Genomic DNA, 24,247 nt, shown 5'->3' on the forward strand with positions numbered 1-24,247 from the left:
TTAAAATAGAACAATTGATGGTGAATATGAATATAAAATCAGTTTTTAGGCTTTTTTACTCTTGGAACCCAGCCTTTGGGTTCAATTTTTGTACGGGTGGCACTTTCAATACACAAGGCCAGCGGAGGCCTGTCAGGTACACCGTTCACTGTGGGTTCTGGTATAATCTGGTGGTCTAATAACCCAACAGGATACGCTTTGCCAGCTGCATTTTCACGGCTTATCCAGTATCTTATTTTTTTCATACTTGTAACCATAAAGAATCCGGCAACCATTTCATTACTTTCGTTGATATTCTTTACGTTACCAATTATGGCTGCGGGTGGTGTGTCAACCAAACTGCCATTGTTCTGAACCTGGTCGGCTAACAACTTTAAATATCTGTATGCACCAGGCGAAATAGATTGTTGAGTAATTTCTATCAGGCTTCCGCCTTCTTGATAATAAGGTATTTTAGCTACAAGCCTGCCGCTTATGGTTTTTCCGTTACTATAAATATCACTGAAAACGTTCAGGTCTTTGCTTTTCAGTATTTCCCAGCAATTGCCATCGCAGAAATAATCATAGCTTAGATTTTCATACCCTGCTTCCTTTCTGCATCCGGGGGGCGTATTGGTTGTTCCTGTAAGATGATAACGACCATCATTGCAGGTAGTGCAGATATCCTGAAGCTCCCATAATTTCCACGACCACATATAATTGTTATTCTGGTCGCCGGGGTCAGGGGTATCTATGTAAACATAATTGGCGGGGTCATAATACACGCCGCGGGGTACTCCCCTTGGCATAAACTCATCATACACCTTTACCATATCTGCCACCTTTATCAGCGTTTCTTTGTCAGATTTATATTGCCTGCCATCTGCTTTCTGAATATTTAACTGATACGAGCTTCCTTGTTTCAGCCGGAAAGACAGCGGTAAACTATAAATGCCGTTTTCTTCTTCTGCAAACCTGATTTTTTCCTTTTCGTCTACTATTAATTCAATTACAGCATTTTTTACAGGTATGGTATAATTGTTGTTTTCAGACGAAACAGACTCGTGTATTTTTATTCTCTGTTGCTCGTCAAGGTCAGTAAGGGTTGCATCAATTGTCAGAAAAATGCTTTTTCCATCAAAAGTTGCAGAAAACGGCTCAACACAGGAACAAACCCATAGCAGCAAAGAGATACAAAAAACACCTATAAATTTGTTCATTTTAATGGTAATTAGGTTTATATCATGGCCTTACAAGCTACCTTAATCAATCCAGCCATCGGGCTTGCTTGGCGTACGGTACTTGCCTTCCAGGCAGGGTGCCAGCGGCGGTCTTGTTAAATCGGGCCCTGATGGCTCTGGTATAAATGTGTGCCCCAAAAGTCCGATTGGTCTGGCTAAGCCTGAAGCATTTTCGCGTCCGATCCAATATCTCACAGCTCTTACAGACGTTACCATGAAAAATCCGGCCACGGCTTCATCAGGGTTGGTAATATTCTTTACATTGCCAATAATGGCTGCGGGCGGGGTATCTACCAGACTACCGTTGTTCTGTACCTGATTCACAAGCAGTTTCATGTATTGAAAAGCATTAGGTGAAACCGACTGCTGTTTTATTTCAATTAAGGCTCCTCTGGCAGCATAATAAGGTATTTTAGCAATCAGCCTGCCTAAAATTGGTTTTCCGTTTGAATAAACATCACTAAAAACATTCAGCTCTTTATTATAAAAAATCTGCCAGCAGTCGCCGTTGCAATTATAATCATAAGTTGCATTGGCATAATTGGCTTCTATCTTACATTCGCCGGGCAATGGATTCAGAAAAAACCTGCCACCATAACAGGTTGCACATATACTTTGCTTTTCCCACAGTTTCCAGGTCCACATGTAGCTGTTTTTTTCATTGGCAGGGTCTTCGGTGTCAAGGTAAATATAGTGTGCCGGTTCTGTTCCGAGCGATGCCTCTATGCCATCTACCTTAAACTCATCATACACATTTGTAATAGCCGGAATACCGCCCAGCTTCTCTACTTCAGATTCATATCTGGTGCCATCTGCCCGCTGAAAAGCAAGTTTATAACTTCTGCCAACTTGGGTATGAAAAGATAAAGGAAGTACATATACCCCGCCTGAACGCTCAGTAAGCGGAATTCTCTCGGTGTTGTCTACTATGATTTCTACCTTGGCACCGGCTACAGGAATGGCATAAACAGTATTGGCGGCACTGTAAGACTCTATTATTTTTACCGATTGCTCTTCGGCTAAATCGGTAATAGTAGCATCAATTGTCAGTATTTTTCTTTCTTGCTGAACATTCAGGTCGTAAGGCTCTACGCAGGCATAAAACATTACACAAATTGAAATCAGGTATGCGAGGTTTTTGCTTTTGAGCATTTGATTGATTATAAAAATGATGTTTTCTTAATTTACCCAACCTTCCGGTTTGGCATCGGTACGGAATCTGCCCGGTATGCACGGCGCCAGAGGTGGCCTGGGTGGATCTGGCGGTAATGACGCGGGCTCATAGTTGAGCTTATGCCCCAGAATACCGGTTGGTACAGCGCCGCTGCCCTCGGCGTTCCGGCGGCTCAGCCAGTAGTTTACTTTTCTGACACCCGTTACCATAAAAAAGCCTGCTACTGCTTCTGTAGCATTATTAGTGTTTCTGATGTTACCAATAACGGGTGCAGGCGGGGTATCAACCAGGCTTCCTGTTGTTTGCGCCTGGTCTGCCAGTATTTTCAGATACCTGTATGCTGCAGCCGTAACCGATTGCTGGGTAATTTCTATTAAGGCACCTTCTGCCGAGTAATAGGGTATTTGTGCTACCAACCTTCCGGTTATGGGTTTGCCATTGCTAAACACATCACTGAAAACATTCAGTTGCGCACTATAAAAAATATCCCAGCAATTGCCATTACAAGCATAATCAAAAAATGGCGTCTGGCTATATTTTTCTTCTCTTACACAATCGCCAAAAGGCAATGGTGAAGTATAATACCTGCCATAAGAGCACGATTTACAAATGATTTGTTTCTCCCATAATCTCCACGACCATACGTAATTGTTTTTCTCGCCGGCGGGGTCATTGGTGTCAATGTAAACATAATTTGCCGGCGCTTTACCAAAGGCAGTTTCAAGGCCGTTCAGCATGAAGTCATCATAAACTTTTTCTATTTCGGGTACGGTTGTCATTATTTCTTCTGCCGACTCATATTTTGTTCCGTCAGGTTTTACGAAAACAAGTTTATACGCATTCCCTGCCTTTACTTTGAACGACGCAGGTAACGCATAAATACCACCGTCTTTTTCTGTAAGTGTTATCTTATCTGTATTATTGACAATAACTTCCACTTTCAGATTGCTAACCGGAAAAGCATAAACCGAGCTATTACGGCTTTCAGACTCTGTGATAGTAAAAGTCTGCTGCTCGTCGGTGTCTTTAATGGTAGCGTCTACAGTTAGTATTTTTCTTCCATAGGGGAACGCAACTTCAAACGGTTCAACGCAGGCAAACACGCCAAAAACAATTGACAAAAACACCCAGGTCTTTTTAGCACTCATTAACATCTGTATTTATTATTTGTTGTGTGATTAATTTAACCAGCCATCTGGTTTTTCAGGTGTGCGTGTCGGCCCTTTTTCACAGGCATAAGAGATAGGAAAAGTAGATAAATTAGGTTTACGACCTAATAACCCGATTGGGGCAGCTTTGCCAATGCCATTTTCCCGACTTAACCAATACTTTTGAACCACCATACTTGCTACCGAAAAAACACCTGTAACAGGTTCATCAGCGTTACTTAAATTCCTGATGTTTCCTATGATAGCCGCAGGGGGTGTGTCTACCAGGGTTCCATTGGTTTGCTGCTGTTCGCTTACCAGTTTAAAATATTTATATGCCTTTTCTGATACAGTCAATTGTTTAATTTCAAGCAGGGCACCATCAGAAGAATAATAGGGTATTTTTGCTACCAGCCTTGATGTAACCAGTTTTCCGTTTGAAAATCTATCGCTGAAAACATTAAAATCTTTGTTATTCAAAATTTCCCAGCAGTTAGTTTTACAGTAATAATCGTAATAATCTATACGGCAAAATTTCTGGCTCTCCCAAAGTTTCCATGTCCATACATAATAATCGGTGGTATTACGGTTGTCCTGAAAATCCAGAAAAACATAGCTGGCCGGTATATCATTGAAATCGCCTTTCAGACCTTTTACCTCAAAATTATCAAAGATGCGGTCTATGGCAGGTACTGGCGTTGTTTTTTCCTCTGTCGACTCATAGGTAGTTCCATCAGGTTTCTTAAACCGCAGCTTGTAAGTTATGCCGGGTTCAATCCGAAAAAACTCAGGCAAATAATAAACTCCGTTTTGGTTTTCGTGCAGGCTGATTTTCTCTGAGCCACTCACTATTAATTCAACATCCAGGCGCTTAACAGGCGTATTGTAAATGTCTCCGCTAAAATTGTTGGTTTCGTTAATACGAATGGCCTGTGTCGGTTCTACATCATTTAAATTAGCTTCTACAACCAGGTACCGGGCATTATTTGGCAGTGGAATTTCATAAGGCATAACACAGGCGCATAGCAGTTGTGCAAGCAAAAAAAGTATAGCTTTTGAGAATCTTTCCATCACAACAATATTTACCGGCTATTGTGAAACTAATTATTACAAATATAAATATTCAAAGAGAGATTAGAAATTAATAATGTGTAGTGAAGACATTTAATAGATGAAACCCCTTAATGAGCCGTTGAAAAGCCTTAATTATACTTACTCGGTTAGAAGTCAACCTGAAAACTCAGAACCGGCACCAGGCCGTTTCCGGTTTTTCGGGTTTCAAGCCGGTTTTCAACGCTGTTGTATTGCACGCTTGTTGTGTTTATCCGATTGGTGGCGTTCTGAACATCAAGCGACACAACCGTTGCATATTTACTTTTATTGGCTCTGTACGATACCCGGCCATCCAAACGGAAATAGGCAGGTGCCTGCAACGAATAGTCGGCTCCTTTAAGCTGAACGTAGGTTCTCTGACTGGCAGATGCAGCCTCGTCAATAGGAGTATACCTAAACCCGCCGTTATAAATGGACCTGGCACCTATCTGAAAAACAGAGCCGTTTTTAAAAGTAAATTCACGCCCGAAAGTAAATGCAGTGCTGAACACATCATTGAAAGAAGAGTTGTAGGTCTTACCATCAAAGGTCTTATATCGGGCATTGAACAATGAGCCTGTAAGAACCAGGTAGTATTTTTTTGAAAAGAACCGTTCAACAGATAGGTCTATTCCGTAGTTTTTACCTTTGCCCTTGCTTACAGTGACAGACTCAGGGAAGTAGTCAGAGTAATTTAACATCCAGTAAGATGACCCGGCTACAGGCTCAACCGGAATTTTTCTCAGTAGTTGGTAATAGGTTTCAGCCGAGAATTTCCAGAGGCCGGGTGTTACATAACTATAACTCAAAATAAAATGGTTAGACCTTGGAAAAGACAAATTCTTGTTGGGTTTAGACGAGGTAATTACCCCTGCTATGGTATCTCTTTTGCTATAAAAATAGGCGCTCATAGGCAAAAGCTGTGCGTAAAGCCCATAAGCAAAACTGATGGTATGCGCTTTGGGTGAACGATACAGGACAGATAACCGTGGCTCTAAAGAGGCGGTATTGTTCAGAAAAAGGTGCATGCTATGCAAGCCGGCGTTTAGCGTAAAGCCATTGCCGAGGTTTTGAACTAGCTGCGCATAGACCTGCGCGGTTTGTGTGCTACCGCTGCCGCTTACAGATACCTGCCGCCCGGCCTGAAGCTGGTTAATGTCTGTTACGTTATTACGGGGGGCGGTTTCTCTGAAAAAGTCGAAGTCGATGTAATTCAATATCAACCCGGTTTTCAGCCTTGTTTGGCTGCTGAACTTATAATTGTAGCTAAGCGAACCCGCAAGCCTGAATTCAGAGAATCGCTGGGTGTCGTACCTGAACCGTTCGTCTTTCAGGTTCAGAGTGTCAGAGTTACGTCTGATTGAGCTACCTATTACCGCCACAACATATTTGAGCGACGATTTCTCGTTGATATTACTGGTATGGGTAATGCCCATAGCGCCCATGTTGGCCGGGCGCAGCCGGTCTTCCCAGTTGTCGGGTTTTCCGGGTATGCGTTTATCAGGGTCTTCTACCGGAAAATAGTGTTCGGTGCTTAGCCCGCCTAATCCGAAAACGGTAGTGGTTTTCTTACCGTCTTTACTATGAAAAGCCAGATTGAACGACAAATCCTGAAAAAGATTGGATACCCGTTCGCCCACAAGGTAATATCCCATCTGGCTCAACAGCCCCAGGGTAGAGTATCTGTAATTAACCAGATAAGACGAACGACCTTTGGTGATTGGCCCTTCGGTAGAAAAATCCAACCCCAGTAAGCCTATTTTTGTGCGATACTCTCTTTTTTGCTGATTCCCCTCTCTGAACCGGATATCAAAGGCACCGGTAATGGCATTGCCGTATTCGGCAGGCATACCGCCGGTAAAGAAGTCTGAGCGGCTCAGTAGTTGTGCACTGAAAACCGTGATGCCTCCACCGCCCGAACCCGGCTGCGCAAAGTGGTTGGGGTTAGGAATATCAATTCCTTCCAACCGCCATAAAATGCCATAAGGTGAGTTACCTCTTACAATAATTTTATTTTCGTTTTCGTCGCGGCCGGGTTTAACGCCCGGATACGCCAGCGCCATCCGGCCGGGGTCGTTAACCGATGCCGGGATACGCTCGGTTTCTTCAACCGTAAAAGACCTTGCACTTACAAAAGCCAGGTCATTTACCGGTCGGCTGGTGTTTTGCGAAGCCGTTACTTTTACTTCCTGCAAATCGCTGCTTGCTTCTGCCATCTCTATGGTTAGCACGGCTTCTTTTACTGAATTAAGAATAAACTCTTCGCTTGAGTAAGCCTCATACCCAATTGAAGTACACTTGACAGAACGACGCCCTATGACAACATCAGGAATTGAAAAAAGCCCCGAAGCATCGGTAATGGCTCCTTGTGTAGTGCCGGTTACCTGTACTGAAGCACCGGTAATGGGCTGGCGGGTTATGCGGTCAATTACGCTGCCTCTCACCACCTGAGTTTTGGTTTGAGCCAGTACTGATACACAGCAGAAAAAAGTTAACAAAATAGTAATGGGTATTTTCATAGGGTGGAAGAAGGTTTAAACAAATATATTGAAATAATGCCGAAATCAGATAGCTAATAAAAAATGTTACAATTGCTCATTTTTTTTAATGACCCCGAATTATCTTTGGGAACGTCAATCAAACTAAACATCATGAAAAAAATCTACCTGTTTGTGTTTTTTTATATAACTGTCAACCATGTTTTTTCACAGAATGCAATTCCGCTCATTCTTTCTGAGCGAGAGCGGGCAGTGGTGATAGATGAAATTCTGGAAGACAGAATGAACAATCTGTTGCCACAACTGATGCGCAAAGAAGGCATTGATATGTGGGTGCTGATAGCAAGAGAATATAACGAAGACCCCGTTATGAAAACCATGCTCCCTTCTGTTTGGCTTTCGGCACGCCGACGGACAATTATGGTGTTTTTTGACAAAGGGCCAAAAGAAGGTGTAGAAAGACTGGCCATTGCACGCTACGACGTAGGTAATTTGCTGAAAGGTGAATGGGACCTGAACACAAACCCCGACCAGTGGGATGCCCTTATAAAGGTAATTAAAGAAAAGAACCCTAAGAAAATAGGTCTTAATTTTTCGACCCACTATGCCCATGCCGACGGGCTGACCTACACTGAACACAAGGAGTTTTTAGATAAACTGCCAACAGATTTACAGGGAAGAATAGTGTCGGCAGCCAACCTTGCTGTTAACTGGCTGGAAACCCGCACCACCCGCGAAATGATTATTTACCAGCAGATATGCCGTATTTCTCACGAAATTATTCAGGAGGCATTTTCAGATAAGGTTATTCAGCCCGGCATTACCACTACCGACGACGTGGTGTGGTGGCTGCGCCAGCGTGTAACTGATTTAGGCCTGGAAACCTGGTTTCACCCAACGGTGGATATTCAAAGATTTGACCCTGAAAACTTTGACCACCTGCGGACATTTTCAAAGCGGCCGCAAAAGCAGGTAATTATGCCCGGCGATTTGTTGCATTGCGATTTCGGCATTACCTATCTGCGCCTTAATACCGACCAGCAGCAGCATGCCTATGTGCTTAAACCCGGCGAGGCAGATGTACCCGGGTATCTGAAAGCTGCTTTCAGACAAGGCAACCGTTTACAGGATAACCTCACTGATAATTTCAAGGCAGGTTTAACCGGAAACGAGATTCTGGCAAAGGCGCTTGCTCAGTCTAAGAAAGAGGGTTTAAGAGGCACAATTTATACGCATCCCATCGGGAATCACGGCCATGCAGCGGGGCCAACCATAGGTATGTGGGACAACCAGGGCAAAACCATTGGCAGCGGAGACTACCCACTCAATTTCAATACAGCTTATTCAATTGAACTGAATGTGTCTGTAGATTTACCTGAATGGAAGAAGCCCATCAGAATAATGCTGGAAGAAGACGGATTCTTTGACGAGAAGGGTTTTCGCTACATTGATGGCAGGCAGACAGAGATTATTCCGATTCCTAAACCGCTGAGCGGTGTGAAGTAATGAAAAAGAAATTGGTAAAGATAATTGCAATCTTTACCAATTTTATAATATGAATCCCAAAGCTAAGAAATGCTTGCAAGTACGGATTTAACGAAATTAATTGAACCTATCTTCCGCTTTATCTATTCGCACTTTTCTATGTAATGTTAGCCCATAATTCTTTTTTGGCCTTGAAATGCTCCTTAATTGTTTGTTAGAAAAACCTTAAAAAAAAATAAATGCCTGAAACACTAGTTTTAGCTTTGTATCTTTGAGTAAGTTATAGGCTTGAAAATAGATGCTGTCAGCCGCTGAAACCAGCTTTCGGCCAAAGCAATATGATTAAGATTAAGTACAATTATAAAGATTCAGAAAGGAAATGTCGGTAAAGAAAATTCTGGTAATTGAAGATGATCAGCGAATTGCTCAATTACTTACACGCGGCCTGGCCAACAAGGGTTTTGAAATAGACGTGGCTCACAACGGTACACTTGGCTTAAAAAGAGCAGAGTCAATAGATTTTGACCTGATAATATTAGACATTAACCTGCCCGAAATGAATGGCTTTGATGTTTGCAAACACCTGAGAGTTGTTAAACCTACATTACCGATTCTGATGCTGACAGCCATGAGCGAGATTGAAGATAAAATAGAGGGTTTTGAAGCAGGGGCAGATGATTATATAGTTAAACCATTCGATTTCAGAGAATTGTATCACCGTGTAATGGTGGCTTTAAGACATAATAATTCTGAGCCTGAAAATGTGAGTAATATAATGCGAATTGCTGACCTGGAGATTTTTCTGGACAGTAAACTGGTGAAACGAGCAGGGCAGGAGATAAGACTGACCGCCCGCGAGTACGATTTCCTGCTGTTTCTGGTACGAAATCAGGGAAGAATTATTTCGAAGCCAGAAATTGCCACAAACGTATGGGATATTCACTTCGACACCGGCACCAATGTAATAGAGGTTTATATTAATATTCTGCGTCGTAAAATTGATAAGGGCTTTGAGCCTAAGTTGATTCATACCCGCCCGGGGCTGGGTTATATGATTAGAGAAAGTGCATGAAAATTCAAACCAAAATAGCAATCCAGTTTTCAATAATTGTTGCCAGTTTATTGTCTTTGTTTTCGTGGATTATCTACCAGCAATCGGCCTCTTACAGAGAAGAAGAGTTTCTGGAACGTCTGAAAAACAAGGCCCTGACAACCGCATCCTTTTTTATTAAAGTAGATGAAATTGACATGGCATTGCTCAGAATCATCGACAAAAACACCCTCACCGCCCTTCACGACGAAAAAATCCTGATTTTTTCAGATAAAGACGAGTTGCTCTACAGTAACATTGACGACATTGTCATTGATTATGACGCCGCCCTGCTGGACCGCGTGCGTGAAGCAAAATTCTTAGAGCTTTCAAAAGGCGAAAACGAATCGCTGGGGCTGGTTTATAATCTGGGTAAGCAAAACTATGTGGTTCTGGCCTCGGCCTATGATAAATTCGGTAAAAGCAAACTCAAAAATCTGCGACATACACTGGTAGTGGGTTTATTGGTGGGTATATTAATTACTATTATACTGGGGGTTTTCTTTGCTGGCAATGCCCTAAAGCCTGTTAATGTGTTTATCAGTAAAATAAGCACAATTACGGCCAACAACCTAAGGCAGCGTATTGAAGGATACGATACCAAAAATGAAATTGGTATGCTGGCTGCGGCCTTTAACAAGATGCTTTCGCGGCTGGAGCAGTCGTTCGAACTCCAGAAAAGCTTTGTTTCTCATGCCTCTCACGAACTACGCACACCATTGGCGGCGTTGAAGTCGGAGGTAGAAATTAGTCTGGAAGAAAACCTGACTATCGACCAGCACAAAGGCATTCTAAAGAATATCCGGCACGATATCAACAGGTTGATAAATTTGTCGAACGGGTTGCTGCAAATTGTACGTCCGTTTAAATCGCCTCTCATTAATTTTGGCGAAGTACGGATTGACGACATTATTTTTCAGGCGCAAGACGAGCTGGGGCTAGGTAAGCCGGAGTATAGAATTACCGTGAAATACGCCCAGGAACCCGAAAACGAATATTCAATTATTGTATTTGGCAATGAGGCGTTGTTGAAAACCACTTTTATTAATCTGATAGATAATGCCTGCAAGTATTCGCCTTTGCAGCAGGCAGAGGTAATTATAGATTTTACAAAAAACCACACCCTGATAAGTATAAAAGACGAAGGCATTGGTATACCAAAAGAAGACCTCGACTCAATTTTTGAACCTTTCTACCGCTCAAAGAATGCACTCAATATATCCGGTTTTGGTATCGGGTTATCTGTTTGTAATAAAATAGTAGAGCTGCACAAAGGTAAAATAAGTATTCAGAGCGAGCTCAATTCGGGCACCAAAGTGACGGTTCAGTTACCCAATGCAGATACCCACTGAACAGTATTTTAATGTGGATACTTATAGTTTAATCGGCATTTAATACCGGCTTATAATGATTTTAATACTTTTGGCTGAGATTTGTCACAGAAAGTTCGCCAGACAGGCGGGCAACTTACAAATCTCAAAACTATTAAAAACATGAAAAAGTCAATCTCATTAGCAGCTTTAGCAGTTGCTATCCTTTTCGCCCCTGTTACATTTGCTGCCAAAGGTGGCATTAAACAACAAGCTCCTAAAGAAAAACCGGCCAAAGTAGAGAAAAAAGAAGCCAAAGCTGAAAACAAACCTACCGAACCAGCCAAAAAACACCATAAAAAAGAAAAGAAAGATTGATTTGAAGAAGAATGATACAAGGGGCTACCTGCAAGGGTAGCCTTTATATTTTTATACCTTCGGCCGTAAAGCGTTTTTTGATGGCCAGCAGCAGGTCAGACCTCATGCCTGAGGCTTTGGCTGAAGACTTACACCATACGCTCAGGCGCAGGGTAATCCATGAGTCCATCAAGTCTACTACCTGCACCATAACAGGCTTTAATTCATCGGTCGAAACCCGGTTTCCTTCAGATGCTGAGGCATTATAAAAATCGGGGTGTGAAGAAGCAATCTCCTGAAGCAGCAGTATGGCTCTGTCTACATCATCAGTCATGATTTTCAGGTTGATAAGATTACACACCTTGTCATCTATAATTGTTGAATTTACCACGTAATCTCTGGTAATAACCGCGTTCGGAACAATAATATGCCCGTTTTCAGGATTATTGATAACTGTAAACTGTAACGTGATGTCTTCCACAATGCCCTGATTACCGTTGGGGAGCTTGATAGAATCCCCAATCCGGAAGGGCTTTGATACAACAATAAAGATACCACTGACAATATTGCCAAAGGTTTGTTGCGTTGCCAGACCAATCACTACCGATAATATACCTGCACTGGCCCAAAGCGTGGTGGCCAGTTTCTCCAGACCAGGTATAAGATGAATAACGGCTATCAACGCCACGGCAAAAATGACAAAGCTGGACGCATTTTTCAGGAAACTGAAAGTAGTGGCATTGATACGCATATTGCCGGCACTGCGTAGGGCGTATCTGTTTAATGCCTTACGCGCTACCTGCGACACAATTAATGCCACAACCAGAATAATAAGAATACTTACCGAATGGAAAAAATCAAGAAACGCACCTTTCATACTATGGCAACAAAATGTTTTATGCCACAAAGGTAATCTACACCTCCTGTAATTACCAAAATACCGGCTTCTGGTTTTATTGAATGGCAGATACTACCCTGATACTGACCACTTCTCTTACCCAACGGGCGTGTTTTTTGTCTTTAGGCACAACGAATCGAAAGGGACCTTCGCCTTTGGGCAGTGCCTGCCCATCTACCTTATCGGCTATGATGATTAGCTGGTCTGTAAATTCGGGGTCCAGTTCAGGTAAAGCAAAAACTGCCTGGTATCCGTCAACCGCTTTGGCAATCAGATATTTGGTCAGGTTTTTGCCACGCAGCTGGCCACCAAGTGTGGCTCCGGCCTGCTTTAAGATTTCTGATACGGCAACACCACTGAACAAATGTTCTTTACCGTCTTTGTCTCTGCCTTTAACCTCGGTGCGTGGCAGTTTCGCAAAATCAGTTTCAGTAATGGTAAGTGGTTTTTCAACCTCGCCTTCTACTTTCAGGGTGGTTGTCTGTGCATCAGCAAAGCCTGAAACAAGCATAAGCACCAGGATGCTGAGCGCTAATTGAATTCGGAAATATCTGGTCATCATTCGTTTGGTAGTTTTATGTAGAATCGCTATATTTTTTCAAATATAGCGTTCAAATATAGAACATTTCCTGCAAACGCAATAAATGCAGAGGCTATAAATAATCGGGTAATTAGTAATGGGGTGGGTATTTCTTTCAAGGCTTTATACTATTTTTGTAAAAAGAGCTTTATTTTAAACGCAACAACTATGCAGGAGTTACTCTCTGGCGAGAAAGACATAAAAGTGGCCGGTAGTATCTGGATTGAACGCGCTGATGGCTCAGAGCGGTATCTGGGCAAGGGGCGTATTCAGCTAATGGAACTTATCATTGCGCATGGTTCAATCTCTAAAGCGGCACAGGCCATGCAGATGTCGTACAAAAGAGCCTGGGATCTGATTACTTCTATGAACACCCAGTCAGAAAAACCTTTAGTGGCTACACAAGTAGGCGGCAAACAGGGCGGCGGAGCCATAGTAACTGACGAGGGCCACCGGGCAATAGAGGCCTATAAAGCATTGCAACAACGATTCGAGGCATTTATGAGACAGGAGACCCAAAAATTATCGGAGTAAATGTTTTATTGCCTTCAGTAAAATACTGATATTGCGTTGTGTTTTAATAAATATAGCGAATGGCTCAATCTATTCTCATGGACTCTTCCACCTATCTTCTGCTTTTTCTGATGGCCATTGTGGCGTTTCTTTATTCTTCTGTTGGGCACGGAGGGGCAAGCGGATACCTGGCAGTAATGGCATTGGCAGGAGTAGCGCCATCGATGATGAAATCGTCTGCGCTAATCATGAACCTGGCCGTTTCATTGTTTTCTTTTATAGGGTTTTACAGAGCGGGTTATTTCAGAGTCAACCTGTTTCTGCCGTTTGCACTGGCAAGTATTCCAATGGCGTATCTGGGGGGTACCATGACACTGCCCGACAGCCTCTATAAAAAAATTCTGGCGGCCTGCATTCTTATATCTATTGCACGCTTGTTATACCAGTTCAGGTCTGAAGAGACCCCTAATCGCCCTGTGCCACTATGGGCAAGTCTGTTTTCGGGCGCCGGCATCGGTTTGTTGTCGGGTATGATAGGTATTGGCGGTGGTATTATCCTTAGCCCCTTGATGTTGCTGATGCGCTGGGCAAAACTTAAAGAAACTGCGGCGGTATCGGCGTTGTTTATCTTTGTCAATTCACTTTCCGGTTTGTATGGCCAGTTATCAAAAGGGGACATTCATCTCACACCAGACCTGCAATGGGCAGTAGGCGCTACCATAGCAGGCGGGCTGCTGGGGTCTTATTTTGGTAGCCGGCGTTTCAATATTCCTACGCTCCGATACCTGCTTGCCACCGGGCTTGTCATAGCCACTATCAAGCTTTTCTTTACCTGATTTCTTAACGGGTCAAATTCTCCTTTTTTAACACCGAAACACCAAAAGGTTTCCGGAAGCTGTTATATTTGTTGCACAATTGCTCTTTGCTTTTCCATAACTGCTGCTTTTCTACCCGGCAAAGTAAGATTGAATAATTTAACAACCCTGTACACTTCCTTTTATGAAAAGAATCTTATTCATTCTTATATTTTTTACTACGGCCCTGCAAGCCCAGCAGGCCTACCTTAAGCTCTGGTACAAGCAACCTGCCAATACCACCTGGACCAAAGCCTTGCCATTAGGCAACGGACGTTTAGGCGCTATGGTTTATGGTAATGTAAAGACTGAAACTTTTCAGCTGAACGAATCTTCATTCTGGTCGGGTAGCCCCAACCGCAACGATAACCCCGATGCCAAAGCCGCATTGCCGGGCATCAGAAAATTAATTTTTGAAGGTAAAAATCTGGAAGCACAGGAGTTGGCACAGAAAAGCATCATTGCCAGAAAAAACCACGGGCAGATGTTTTTGCCTGTCGGTAATTTGCAACTGGATTTCCCCGACCATGAGAGTTACGATAATTACAAACGAGAACTGGACATTGAACAGGCCATACAAACCACCACTTATCAGGCCAACGGAATAAAATATACACGTACTGCATTTATATCTATCCCCGACCAGATAATGGTCATCCGCCTGAATGCCAATAAGCCTAAAAGCATTTCGTTCCGCTTATCAATGAACAGCCCTTTTAAAACGGCATCAGCAGTTCAGAAAGACGAGTTATCGGTCTGGGGGCTGGGCAAAGACCACGAAGGCGTAAAAGGCGCGGTAAGGTTTAACACCATTGCCAGAATACTACCCAACGATGGACAAATGAGCAGAAACGATTCAAGCCTGAATGTTGAAAACGCCACGGCCATTACACTTCTGGTATCTGTTGCCACCAACTTTGTCAATTATCAGGATATAAGCGGTGACGAAAGCAGAAAAGCCAGGGGCTACATGGAAAAAGCAGCAAAAATACCATACAGCAATTTGTTCAATAACCATATATGCGAGTACCAGCAATTGTTTAGGCGCGTAACATTAGATTTAGGCTCAACAGAAGCAGCAAAACTGCCTACCGACGAACGCCTGAAAGCTTTTGCACAAGGTAACGACCCATCTTTGGTGTCGTTGTATTTTCAGTTTGGCCGGTACCTGCTCATATCTTGTTCACAACCCGGCGGGCAACCCGCAAACTTGCAGGGCATCTGGAATAATCAGGAGAATCCGCCCTGGGACAGCAAGTACACGATTAATATCAACACCGAAATGAATTATTGGCCTGCCGAACTCACCAACCTGCCAGAAACGCATGAGCCGCTGTTTGATATGGTGCATGAGTTGTCGGAAACCGGCGCTGAAACTGCTCGCAGAATGTATGGCGTCAATGGCTGGGTGGCACACCACAATACCGATTTATGGCGTATAAACGGAGCAGTAGACGGGGCTTTCTGGGGTATGTGGCCAATGGGCGGCGCCTGGCTGAGCCAGCACCTGTGGCAAAGGTATTTATACAGTGGCAACAAAGCATTTCTGCAAAAATATTATCCGGTTCTAAAGGGCGTTGCTACTTTCTACCATGATTTTCTGGTTACAGAGCCAACGCATCAATGGTTGGTGGTAACACCCAGTACATCGCCTGAAAACTCGCCTGCCGGTAGGCCCAACTCATCTATTACAGCGGGTGCAACTATGGATAACCAACTGGTGTTTGATGTGTTTTCTAACCTTATCAAAGCTGCCGAAATTCTGAAAACAGATGCTGAATTTGCGGATCAGATTAAAGCCAGACTGAAATTGCTGCCCCCAATGCAGATAGGGCAGTATAATCAGTTGCAGGAATGGCTGGAAGACCTGGACGACCCCAAAGACCAGCACCGGCATGTTTCGCATCTGTATGGTCTTTTTCCGTCTAATCAGATTTCGCCCTATCAAAACCCAGCCTTATTTGCTGCCGCACGTAATTCATTAATTTACAGGGGCGATGTGTCTACAGGCTGGTCAATGGGCTGGAAAGTAAACTGGTGGGCAAGGCTGCTGGATGGTAATCGCGCCTATAAACTGATAACCGACCAGTTGTCGCCCGCCGAAGCGCCCGGCCGGAAAGGAGGTGGTACCTACGACAACCTGTTTGATGCCCACCCGCCGTTTCAGATTGACGGCAACTTTGGCTGCACCGCCGGTATTGCTGAAATGCTGGTACAAAGCCATGACGGGGCCATTCATTTACTGCCTGCCCTGCCTGACCAATGGACAGAAGGCCGCGTGAGCGGTTTAAGAACCAGAGGCGGCTTTGAAATTATAAAAATGGCCTGGAAAGACAGCAAAATAACAGAACTGGTTATTAAATCTACCATTGGGGGTAACTGCCGCCTGCGTGTAGGAAATGCCATGAACCCGGATATAACAATGAGCAAAGCAGAGGGCATAAATCCTAATCTGTTTTTCCAGACGGCTGCTATTAAAGAGCCACTCTTATCACCCAAAGCCAAAGTCAATGCCGATTTTATCAGGCAAAAATTTGAGTATGACTTGCCTACTGATGCTGATGAAACGTATGTAATATTATTGGAGAGGTGAGTGATATGCCAAGGCGAATATTTGGCTTACTGCAGATTAATCAGCATAAACATAAGCGGCCATATTACAATGAAATGGCTGCTAAAAAGTAACGCTATCAATGCCAGAAGGCTAAATAGGTAGCCATGTAAGTAGTACATATCTGCATAACTCAGTATAATCTTATATATATTCTCAAAAAAATACTTTTAATGTATTACTGACACTTATTCTTTGCTTTTTGATTACATTTGTTGGTCATTCAAATTATTAGAAATTCTAATGAAAAAACAATTCAATCCTATTCTTATTCTACTATTTCTGCTTGTGAGTGCAAGCTCTTTTGCACAGCAAAAAAAAGTTTTGGTTTTTTCTTTAACAAAAGGTTTTCATCACAACTCCATTAAAGAAGGTAACCAGTTTTTTCTTGACTTAGGCAAAAAGCAGGGTATTGTGGTAGACACCACAACCGACGCCACTAAGTTTAATGAAGCCAATCTGAAAAACTACAATGCTGTTGTGTTTTTAAGTACTACCGGCGACGTGCTGAATCCGGCACAACAGGCCGATTTTGAGCGGTATATTCAGGCCGGTGGCGGGTACTTTGGTATCCATGCGGCATCAGATACCGAATATAACTGGCCCTGGTACAACGACCTGATGGGAGGGTATTTTGCCAGCCATCCGGGCGGCAGAGTATCAAACGTGCAAAAAGGTAAAATGATTACGCTCGACAAGACCTTCCCGGCTTCGGCGCATTTCCCTGATACTTTTGAAAAAACCGACGAGTTCTATGATTTCAAATCTTTGAAAAAAGATATCCTGAAGTTTATTGTAAGGGTAGACGAAAGCAGCTACCAGATGGGTAGAATGGGTGACTTCCACCCGATGGCCTGGTATCATGAGTTTGACGGCGGTAAAGCCTTTTACTCAAACTTTGGTCATACACCTGAAACCTTTACCAAAGAGCCATTAATAGCAGAACACTTCTGGCAGGGTTTAAAATGGGTAATGGCAAACAAGCTTGACTACTCAAAAGCCCGCTCGGTACGCGCACCGGAAGAAAACCGTTTTGAGCGCATTACATTGGCAAATAACCTGAACGAGCCTACCGAGCTGGCCGTGCTACCTAACGGCAAAGTAATTTTTGTAGAGCGCAAAGGAGCCGTAAAAGTATGGAACCCCGCTACCAAAAAAGTGAAAGTGGCAGGCCAAATGCCGGTTTACACCAAGTTTGAATATGGCCTGATGGGTGTGGGTGCTGACCCTGACTATGAGAAAAACCACTGGATTTACCTGTACTATACACCAGACGAAACCCGCGAGGCAACGAAAGATAATTTCCTGTCAAGATTTGTGTATGACGACAAGAAAGACACCGTGGTGATGTCGTCAGAAAAAGTGTTGTTGCGTGTGTTTGTCAAACGCGATGAGTGTTGCCACACAGGTGGTTCAATAGACTGGGACGGTAAAGGAAATCTTTTCCTTTCAACCGGCGACGACACCAACCCGTTTGCTTCAGAAGGTTATGCACCTATTGACTTTCAACCGGGTCGTGAAGGATGGGACGCCCTTCGTTCATCGGGTAATACCAACGATTTGCGCGGTAAAGTACTAAGAATAAAACCGGAAGACAACGGCACCTACAGTATTCCTGAAGGCAACCTGTATCCGGTAGGAACCGACAAAACCCGCCCTGAAATATATGCAATGGGTATGCGTAACCCATACAGAATTGCGGTTGATAAACGCAACGGCTATTTATATTGGGGCGATGTAGGCCCTGATGCCGGTAAAACTAACGACAAACGCGGCCCTGAGGGTATTGTAGAGTTTAATCAGGCGCGTAAACCGGGCTTTTTCGGCTGGCCTATTTTTACGGGCGACAACTTTGCTTACAACCACTATAATTTTGCAACCAAAGAGTCAGGTCCTAAATATGATGCAGCTAAGCCTATCAACGATTCGCCCAATAACACAGGTCTGAAAGAACTGATGCCTGCCACAAAAGCCTGGATTTACTATGGCTATGGCCCATCAAGACAATATCCTGAGTTTGGTAAGGGTGGTTGCAACCCAATGGCAGGGCCGGTGTATTATTCAGACGATTATACAAAAAATCCGAAACGTTTCCCGAGTTACTTTGATGGCAAGTTCTTTGCCTATGAGTGGATGCGCGACTGGATTTACCTGATAAGCATGGATAAAGACGGCAACTATCAGGGTATGGAAAGATTTATGCCTAATACCCGTTTTTATCACCCGATGGACATGGCTTTCTCAAAAGATGGCCGTCTGTTTGTGTTAGACTACGGTATGAACTGGTTTGCCCAGAACGAAGAAGCCACCCTGTCGGTAATAGAGTATAACCCCGGTAACAGAAAACCGGTTATTACCATGGCAGCCGATAAAAAGGCCGGTGCAGCCCCCTTAACAGTGGCGTTTTCATCAGCCGGAACAATGGACTACGATAAAGATGCGCTGAAATACGCCTGGAATTTCGGCAAGGGTTTACCTGTAAGCACACAGGCTAACCCGAAGTTTACTTTCACCAAACCAGGTGAATACAACGTGGTATTGACCGTAACTGATGCCGCCGGAAACAAATCGTCGCAAACTACGATTGTAAAAGTAGGAAATGCCGAACCGACAGTAAACATTTCAATAAAGGGTAATAAGACGTTCTTCTTCGATAACGAAAAAATTGCTTACGACGTAAAAGTAACCGATAAAGAAGACGGTACCCTAAGCAAAGGTATTGACCCTGAAGATGTAGTGGTAAACATCAATTATCTGGAAGGCTACGACAAAACCATGCTTGAACAAGGCCACAAGGAAAATGTGAACTTTGCAGCAGGTAAACGTCTGATTGACCTGAGCGACTGTAAGGCTTGTCACTCGGTAGATAAAAAATCAATCGGGCCTGCTTATATAGATGTAGCCAAGAAGTACCGTCGCGGACAAACGGCTATCAACCAACTGGCTGAAAAGGTTATTAAAGGTGGCGGCGGTGTATGGGGCGAACAAGCCATGGCTGCTCACCCGCAATTATCAATATCTGATGCCAGAGACATGGTTGACTACATCTTGTCTTTGAACGACACCAGAAAAACCTCGCAGCCTGTAACAGGTACTTATGAAGGCGCGGCTCATAAAGGCAAAAAAGAAGGTGCGTATATCATTCAGGCTACTTATACCGACAAAGGCGGCAAAGTAATAGGCCCTCTGACAACCAGCAGATCTTTAGCTTTGCGTAGCCCTAAAATGAAGGCTGTTACTTATGATGACGCAAAAGCCGTATCGAAATTTGCAGTAGAACAATTAGGTGGCGATGTAGCCGTGGCGAACGAAAACGACAGCTACCTGGTTTTCAAAGGTATTGACCTGACGGGCATTAAAACCATTGTGGTAGGGGCAATATCGCAGAAAGGCACAACCGTAGGTGGTACCCTGGAAGTAAGACTGGGCTCACCGACCGGAACAGTGGTAGGCACCGGCGAAGTGCAGGAAGCAAGTATGGCTCCTGTTAAAGTAAAGGTAAACACAGCCGGCGAGCAGGATATTTATTTTGTATTCAAGAATCCGAAAGCTGAAGGCAAACCATTGTTTGCTGTAAACACCATTGAGTTTCAGAACTGATTGATGGCTGAAAGATAATAAAAAGCGTACTTATGGCTTGCCGTAAGTACGCTTTTTGTTTGAATTTTACATTTACAGAATACCTTTTACCTGACTTCTTAAAGATTTAGTTGCGTAATCCCATATAATAAATGTGGTCGTTTTCTTCTTTACTTCTACTTCAATACCTTTATTATGAGTTTTATCGGCCTCAATAATGAATGGTTCAATTTGCTTTGCCCAGATATCTAGCTGCGAAAGTAGTTTATCGTTTTTAACGAAATTACTGATGAAATGGCTTTTTAAAGTATTATACTCCTGATCAAAACTTACCCACGTAGCTGCCAGTTTTTCACAAGCGGCAGAAAGCTGCATTTTGCCGATACTGGTTTTAAAGGGCAGGCAACCGTTAGATATACCTCCCCATTTATCAACCATGCCTGTGTAGTCGTTCGAGTTCAGGATTATATGTTCAAAAGTGCCATCCATATCCCAAGGAATAAGGTGCATTTTCTTATTTTTCTTGTCTTCAAACCAATAATAATTATGGTTTTCACAAGAGTTTACGGTTTCATCTTTACAATACCAGTGAAAAGGCCCATCGTCATGTCTGATTGCTCTATCTACCACCACGTATGACATTATCTCATCAATTTTCATGTATTTTTTTACCACGTCTTTACTATTTGCCGGGGTAGAGGCAGCTAGTGCCTGGCCGAATTCTTTTATTAAATTAATATTCTGCTCTTCTTCATTGGTTTTTAAGGCTTCAATAAAGGCTTTATCAGATTGAACATCGCCGTTGGGTTTCACCGGCCACACTTCCTTATATACATTGCCTTTTCCTTCCTTATAAAAATACTCAGCAAAACGATTGTCAATTTCTTCGGTAAGACCATATAAACCGGAATATTTTTTATTAATAATTAATCTGGCGTGAACCGAGCGGGGGGCAGGAACACCCATTTCGGCAAAAAGCCAATAGGAAAGGCGTTCACGAAGCTGCGATTTATCATAGTTTTGCGAATGGAACTGAAGTTTGTTCAAATCAAAAAAGCGTTCTTTGCGGTCATTCCAATTGATTTTTACTTGCATGCTGAGCTTTTCACAAATTTTCCATCCACTGGGGTACCCCCAATCAGGGTCTGACAAACAGCCTGCAAAAGCCCCGATTGAACCTTTGTAACGCACACCGACCGGGCTGATGGTGTCACCTTCAAATATCAAAGCGGCTTCTACGTATTCTTCTGCGGCGGGATTGGCATCTATTTTTGCCAGGTCTTCCGGTTTAATCATCAACTCATAAGTCCTTACTTTTTCCTGATTGTAGACATAATCAGATTTCTGTCTCAGATAATTCTCATTGCCTCTGGGTTTTATATTGGGTAGGTCGTAGTTGGGAAGATTAGATTTTATTGGAGTAGGCATATCCTCTTTTGAGCAGGAAACAATTATTATTACACCCAAAATGGCGAGTGCCAATAATTTGTAAAGCTTTTTTAGTCGAAGTACAGCCATTGATTGGTAGGGTTTTATTATGAAAATAAATAACCGGGCAAAACAGAGCATCTGTTTTTATGAACTCAGTGCTTTTATTAGCTTAAACGTTGAAGTGTTCGCTCAGTCTTTTGTAGATACAAAAGAGGTTTCGGTAATAGTATTCTTAGCAAGATATAATATTTTCACAATAAATACATACAAATTGGCTTGAATCTCTATGCTTACCTTTTAAGGTTTCCCCCCAAGCCTCTGCTTTATTTCCTCAATTCCTCTGGTAAGGCCACTCATCTGCTGAAACAGATTGTTCAGCGAGTATTCGTCAGGGGCATATTCTTTTGTGCTGATGTAGCACTTAAATTCCCATAGCTCCAGTATGCTCTCCAGTGGTATTTCGTAGGGGCTATACATTTTGTTGTCAGATACCATCAGTAAAACGCCTTCCTGCTTTTTTATATATACGCGCTTATACGCAATGCCAGAGGTAGCCACTACCACATACGTGCGGCCGTCTTTTACATCACTCATACGTTCTATGAATCGCCCGATAATGATAGATTCATCGGGGATAGGCAGCATCGAATCGCCGGTAAGCGGAAACCCCCTATGTGTACCGTTACCTATAAATGGCAGAGCTGCCTTGGGGAGTGTTTCTATAAATTCGGGGTCGGCATAACCGCTCAGATACCCTGCCGAGGCTTTTACCGGCACCACTTCTATGCTTTCAAACTTGCCATCATCCTTAATCAGAATCGGAAACAACAATCGGTTTTCGCCTACGTGCATCAGCCCTTTCAAATCAACCTTGCTTAAGTCAGACTTCACCAGGGCATCAAGCGCCAGATGAAAATAAGAAGAAATAGCCACAAGTGTATCAATAGGTATTGCCCTTGTACCCTGTTCATAATTGGCATAGCGGGTGCTCGGAATGGCCAGCGCATCGGCCAGTTGCTCTTGTGTGAGCCCTTTGCTTAACCGCATTAATTTGATGTTACGCGCAATTTTTATCTGACTAACTAATTGATTTTCCATAATCTACACAATTTGTATAGACAATATTACACAAAATGATTATACTTTTATCGCAGAATCCCTGTAAAATTTTTCCACATTATAATTTTGTATATGGACAAAGCCATAGTACACTATGATCTCGATTCCTTTTTTGTGTCAGTCGAACGATTAAAAAATCCGTCACTTATTGGCAAACCTGTGGTTGTGGGTGGGTCAAGCGAGCGGGGTGTGGTGGCCTCGGCCAGTTATGAAGCCCGCAAATTCGGAGTGCATTCGGCCATGTCTTCACAACTGGCTAAACGGCTGTGCCCCGATGCCATTTTTGTAAAAGGCGACCACGAGTCGTACATCAAATATTCAGGTATGGTTACTGATATCATTACTGAAGATGTACCCGTAGTAGAAAAAGCCAGTATTGATGAGTTCTATTGTGATTTTACGGGCATGGATAAATTTTTTGGCTGTTATAAATGGGCAAAAGGAATTAAAGAGCGCATTACGAAAGAAACGGGCCTTAATACCACCTTTGGCCTCAGTACAAGCAAGACCGTTAGCAAAGTAGCCACCAATGAGGCCAAGCCTAACGGCAAAATGCAGGTACTTACAGGTTACGAAAGGCCGTTTCTGAACCCCCTGTCAATCAATAAACTACCTATGGTTGGCGACACCACCGCTAAAACCCTGAGAACCATGGGCGTAAAAAACATAGGCACACTGGCCGCTATGCCCATAAAAATGATGGAGGCCGTATTTGGCAAAAACGGAAAGTTATTCTGGGAGCGGGCCAATGGCATTGATGATACCCCCATTGTGCCGTATCATGACCAGAAATCATTCTCAAAAGAAATGACTTTCGATAAAGACACCACCGATGTGGCCCGGCTTAAATCAGTACTGGTGTATATGGTAGAAAGCCTGACTTTCGATTTGCGGAGCCAGATAAAATGTGCCGGATGTATTACGGTTAAAATACGCTATTCAAATTTTGATACCTACACCCGGCAAACCCATGTACTTTATACTTCTGACGACCAGGTGATTATTGAAAAAGTACTCGATTTGTTTGATAACCTGTACGATAAAAGGCTTTTAATAAGGCTGATAGGGGTAAGGCTCAGCAAACTGGTGCAGGGGTACTCGCAGATAAACCTGTTCGACAATTCATCCAGGTTTGCCTCGCTGCATCAGGCTATGGACAAAGTGAAGTACAAACATGGCGAAAAAATACTGGGCAGGGCTTACGGTATGCAACTGGGTAAAGCCCCTATGGAAAAAGCAAGAAGCCTGCAACTGACCAGGTAATCATCAAACATTTAACATCTATAAT

18 protein-coding genes are annotated in these 24,247 nt (G+C 43.2%); 9 read left to right on the plus strand and 9 right to left on the minus strand.

Annotation, left to right across the window (positions count from 1 at the left end; genetic code table 11):
* Positions 1-38: 38 nt before the first annotated feature.
* The 5 genes from NZ848_RS15600 to NZ848_RS15620 form a co-directional block, all read right to left on the minus strand.
* Positions 39-1,199, minus strand: a complete 1,161-nt coding sequence (locus NZ848_RS15600) for a DUF4249 domain-containing protein (RefSeq protein ID WP_259016294.1) — start codon at positions 1,197-1,199, stop codon at positions 39-41.
* Between the two features lie 42 nt (positions 1,200-1,241).
* Positions 1,242-2,372, minus strand: a complete 1,131-nt coding sequence (locus NZ848_RS15605; protein WP_259016295.1) for a DUF4249 domain-containing protein — start codon at positions 2,370-2,372, stop codon at positions 1,242-1,244.
* A 27-nt stretch (positions 2,373-2,399) separates the two neighbouring features.
* On the minus strand, positions 2,400-3,542 hold the full coding sequence (locus NZ848_RS15610) for a DUF4249 domain-containing protein (protein ID WP_259016296.1): 1,143 nt from the start codon (positions 3,540-3,542) through the stop codon (positions 2,400-2,402).
* A gap of 30 nt (positions 3,543-3,572) precedes the next feature.
* On the minus strand, positions 3,573-4,613 hold the full coding sequence (locus NZ848_RS15615; protein WP_259016297.1) for a DUF4249 domain-containing protein: 1,041 nt from the start codon (positions 4,611-4,613) through the stop codon (positions 3,573-3,575).
* A gap of 149 nt (positions 4,614-4,762) precedes the next feature.
* Positions 4,763-7,153, minus strand: a complete 2,391-nt coding sequence (locus NZ848_RS15620; RefSeq protein WP_259016298.1) for a TonB-dependent receptor — start codon at positions 7,151-7,153, stop codon at positions 4,763-4,765.
* A 132-nt stretch (positions 7,154-7,285) separates the two neighbouring features.
* Between NZ848_RS15620 and NZ848_RS15625 the strand changes: the two genes are divergently transcribed.
* From NZ848_RS15625 to NZ848_RS15640, 4 genes are all read left to right on the plus strand, one after another.
* Positions 7,286-8,638, plus strand: a complete 1,353-nt coding sequence (locus NZ848_RS15625) for a M24 family metallopeptidase (RefSeq protein WP_259016299.1) — start codon at positions 7,286-7,288, stop codon at positions 8,636-8,638.
* 358 nt (positions 8,639-8,996) lie between these two features.
* Complete coding sequence (locus tag NZ848_RS15630; protein WP_253534212.1) at positions 8,997-9,689, plus strand: response regulator transcription factor; 693 nt, start codon at positions 8,997-8,999, stop codon at positions 9,687-9,689.
* A complete protein-coding gene (locus NZ848_RS15635; RefSeq protein ID WP_259016300.1) occupies positions 9,686-11,059 on the plus strand; it encodes a sensor histidine kinase in 1,374 nt (457 codons plus the stop codon). Before NZ848_RS15630 ends, NZ848_RS15635 begins: the two co-directional genes overlap by 4 nt.
* A 141-nt stretch (positions 11,060-11,200) precedes the next feature.
* A complete protein-coding gene (locus tag NZ848_RS15640; protein ID WP_253534215.1) occupies positions 11,201-11,395 on the plus strand; it encodes a hypothetical protein in 195 nt (64 codons plus the stop codon).
* 43 nt (positions 11,396-11,438) lie between these two features.
* Here NZ848_RS15640 and NZ848_RS15645 read toward each other — a convergent pair whose 3' ends face one another.
* On the minus strand, positions 11,439-12,251 hold the full coding sequence (locus tag NZ848_RS15645; protein WP_259016301.1) for a mechanosensitive ion channel family protein: 813 nt from the start codon (positions 12,249-12,251) through the stop codon (positions 11,439-11,441).
* A 76-nt stretch (positions 12,252-12,327) separates the two neighbouring features.
* The gene (locus NZ848_RS15650; RefSeq protein WP_259016302.1) at positions 12,328-12,834 is read right to left on the minus strand and encodes a molybdopterin-dependent oxidoreductase; all 507 of its coding nucleotides are present in this window, start codon (positions 12,832-12,834) and stop codon (positions 12,328-12,330) included.
* Positions 12,835-13,020: 186 nt separating this feature from the next.
* On the opposite strand from NZ848_RS15650, the gene NZ848_RS15655 reads away from it, so the two are divergent.
* The 4 genes from NZ848_RS15655 (at position 13,021) to NZ848_RS15670 (ending at position 20,430) form a co-directional block, all read left to right on the plus strand.
* Entirely contained in the window at positions 13,021-13,386 is a 366-nt protein-coding gene (locus NZ848_RS15655; protein ID WP_259016303.1) for a winged helix-turn-helix domain-containing protein, read from the plus strand.
* A gap of 59 nt (positions 13,387-13,445) precedes the next feature.
* The gene (locus NZ848_RS15660) at positions 13,446-14,201 is read left to right on the plus strand and encodes a sulfite exporter TauE/SafE family protein (RefSeq protein ID WP_259016304.1); all 756 of its coding nucleotides are present in this window, start codon (positions 13,446-13,448) and stop codon (positions 14,199-14,201) included.
* A gap of 163 nt (positions 14,202-14,364) precedes the next feature.
* Positions 14,365-16,812, plus strand: coding sequence for a glycoside hydrolase family 95 protein (locus NZ848_RS15665; RefSeq protein ID WP_259016305.1), 2,448 nt, complete (start codon positions 14,365-14,367; stop codon positions 16,810-16,812).
* Positions 16,813-17,073: 261 nt separating this feature from the next.
* Positions 17,074-20,430, plus strand: coding sequence for a ThuA domain-containing protein (locus NZ848_RS15670; protein WP_259016306.1), 3,357 nt, complete (start codon positions 17,074-17,076; stop codon positions 20,428-20,430).
* A gap of 72 nt (positions 20,431-20,502) precedes the next feature.
* Here the strand turns inward: NZ848_RS15670 and NZ848_RS15675 are convergent, their stop codons facing one another.
* Positions 20,503-21,927, minus strand: a complete 1,425-nt coding sequence (locus NZ848_RS15675; RefSeq protein ID WP_259016307.1) for a CotH kinase family protein — start codon at positions 21,925-21,927, stop codon at positions 20,503-20,505.
* A 210-nt stretch (positions 21,928-22,137) separates the two neighbouring features.
* The gene (locus tag NZ848_RS15680) at positions 22,138-22,938 is read right to left on the minus strand and encodes an XRE family transcriptional regulator (protein ID WP_259016308.1); all 801 of its coding nucleotides are present in this window, start codon (positions 22,936-22,938) and stop codon (positions 22,138-22,140) included.
* Between the two features lie 93 nt (positions 22,939-23,031).
* Here NZ848_RS15680 and dinB point away from each other — a divergent pair, with 93 nt between their 5' ends.
* Positions 23,032-24,222: a DNA polymerase IV gene (dinB, locus tag NZ848_RS15685; RefSeq protein WP_259016309.1), complete on the plus strand. Its 1,191-nt coding sequence runs from the start codon at positions 23,032-23,034 to the stop codon at positions 24,220-24,222.
* Positions 24,223-24,247 lie beyond the last annotated feature (25 nt).

The organism is Emticicia fluvialis (genome assembly GCF_024793945.1).
GTDB classification, from domain to species: domain Bacteria; phylum Bacteroidota; class Bacteroidia; order Cytophagales; family Spirosomataceae; genus Emticicia; species Emticicia fluvialis.

Bases quoted from the DNA above. Each gene is read 5' to 3' on its own strand.
- NZ848_RS15600 (WP_259016294.1), bottom strand. From the start codon at position 1,199: ATGAACAAATTTATAGGTGTTTTTTGTATCTCTTTGCTGCTATGGGTT.
- NZ848_RS15605 (WP_259016295.1), bottom strand. From the start codon at position 2,372: ATGCTCAAAAGCAAAAACCTCGCATACCTGATTTCAATTTGTGTAATG.
- NZ848_RS15610 (WP_259016296.1), bottom strand. From the start codon at position 3,542: ATGAGTGCTAAAAAGACCTGGGTGTTTTTGTCAATTGTTTTTGGCGTG.
- NZ848_RS15615 (WP_259016297.1), bottom strand. From the start codon at position 4,613: ATGGAAAGATTCTCAAAAGCTATACTTTTTTTGCTTGCACAACTGCTA.
- NZ848_RS15620 (WP_259016298.1), bottom strand. From the start codon at position 7,153: ATGAAAATACCCATTACTATTTTGTTAACTTTTTTCTGCTGTGTATCA.
- NZ848_RS15625 (WP_259016299.1), top strand. From the start codon at position 7,286: ATGAAAAAAATCTACCTGTTTGTGTTTTTTTATATAACTGTCAACCAT.
- NZ848_RS15630 (WP_253534212.1), top strand. From the start codon at position 8,997: ATGTCGGTAAAGAAAATTCTGGTAATTGAAGATGATCAGCGAATTGCT.
- NZ848_RS15635 (WP_259016300.1), top strand. From the start codon at position 9,686: ATGAAAATTCAAACCAAAATAGCAATCCAGTTTTCAATAATTGTTGCC.
- NZ848_RS15640 (WP_253534215.1), top strand. From the start codon at position 11,201: ATGAAAAAGTCAATCTCATTAGCAGCTTTAGCAGTTGCTATCCTTTTC.
- NZ848_RS15645 (WP_259016301.1), bottom strand. From the start codon at position 12,251: ATGAAAGGTGCGTTTCTTGATTTTTTCCATTCGGTAAGTATTCTTATT.
- NZ848_RS15650 (WP_259016302.1), bottom strand. From the start codon at position 12,834: ATGATGACCAGATATTTCCGAATTCAATTAGCGCTCAGCATCCTGGTG.
- NZ848_RS15655 (WP_259016303.1), top strand. From the start codon at position 13,021: ATGCAGGAGTTACTCTCTGGCGAGAAAGACATAAAAGTGGCCGGTAGT.
- NZ848_RS15660 (WP_259016304.1), top strand. From the start codon at position 13,446: ATGGCTCAATCTATTCTCATGGACTCTTCCACCTATCTTCTGCTTTTT.
- NZ848_RS15665 (WP_259016305.1), top strand. From the start codon at position 14,365: ATGAAAAGAATCTTATTCATTCTTATATTTTTTACTACGGCCCTGCAA.
- NZ848_RS15670 (WP_259016306.1), top strand. From the start codon at position 17,074: ATGAAAAAACAATTCAATCCTATTCTTATTCTACTATTTCTGCTTGTG.
- NZ848_RS15675 (WP_259016307.1), bottom strand. From the start codon at position 21,927: ATGGCTGTACTTCGACTAAAAAAGCTTTACAAATTATTGGCACTCGCC.
- NZ848_RS15680 (WP_259016308.1), bottom strand. From the start codon at position 22,938: ATGGAAAATCAATTAGTTAGTCAGATAAAAATTGCGCGTAACATCAAA.
- dinB (WP_259016309.1), top strand. From the start codon at position 23,032: ATGGACAAAGCCATAGTACACTATGATCTCGATTCCTTTTTTGTGTCA.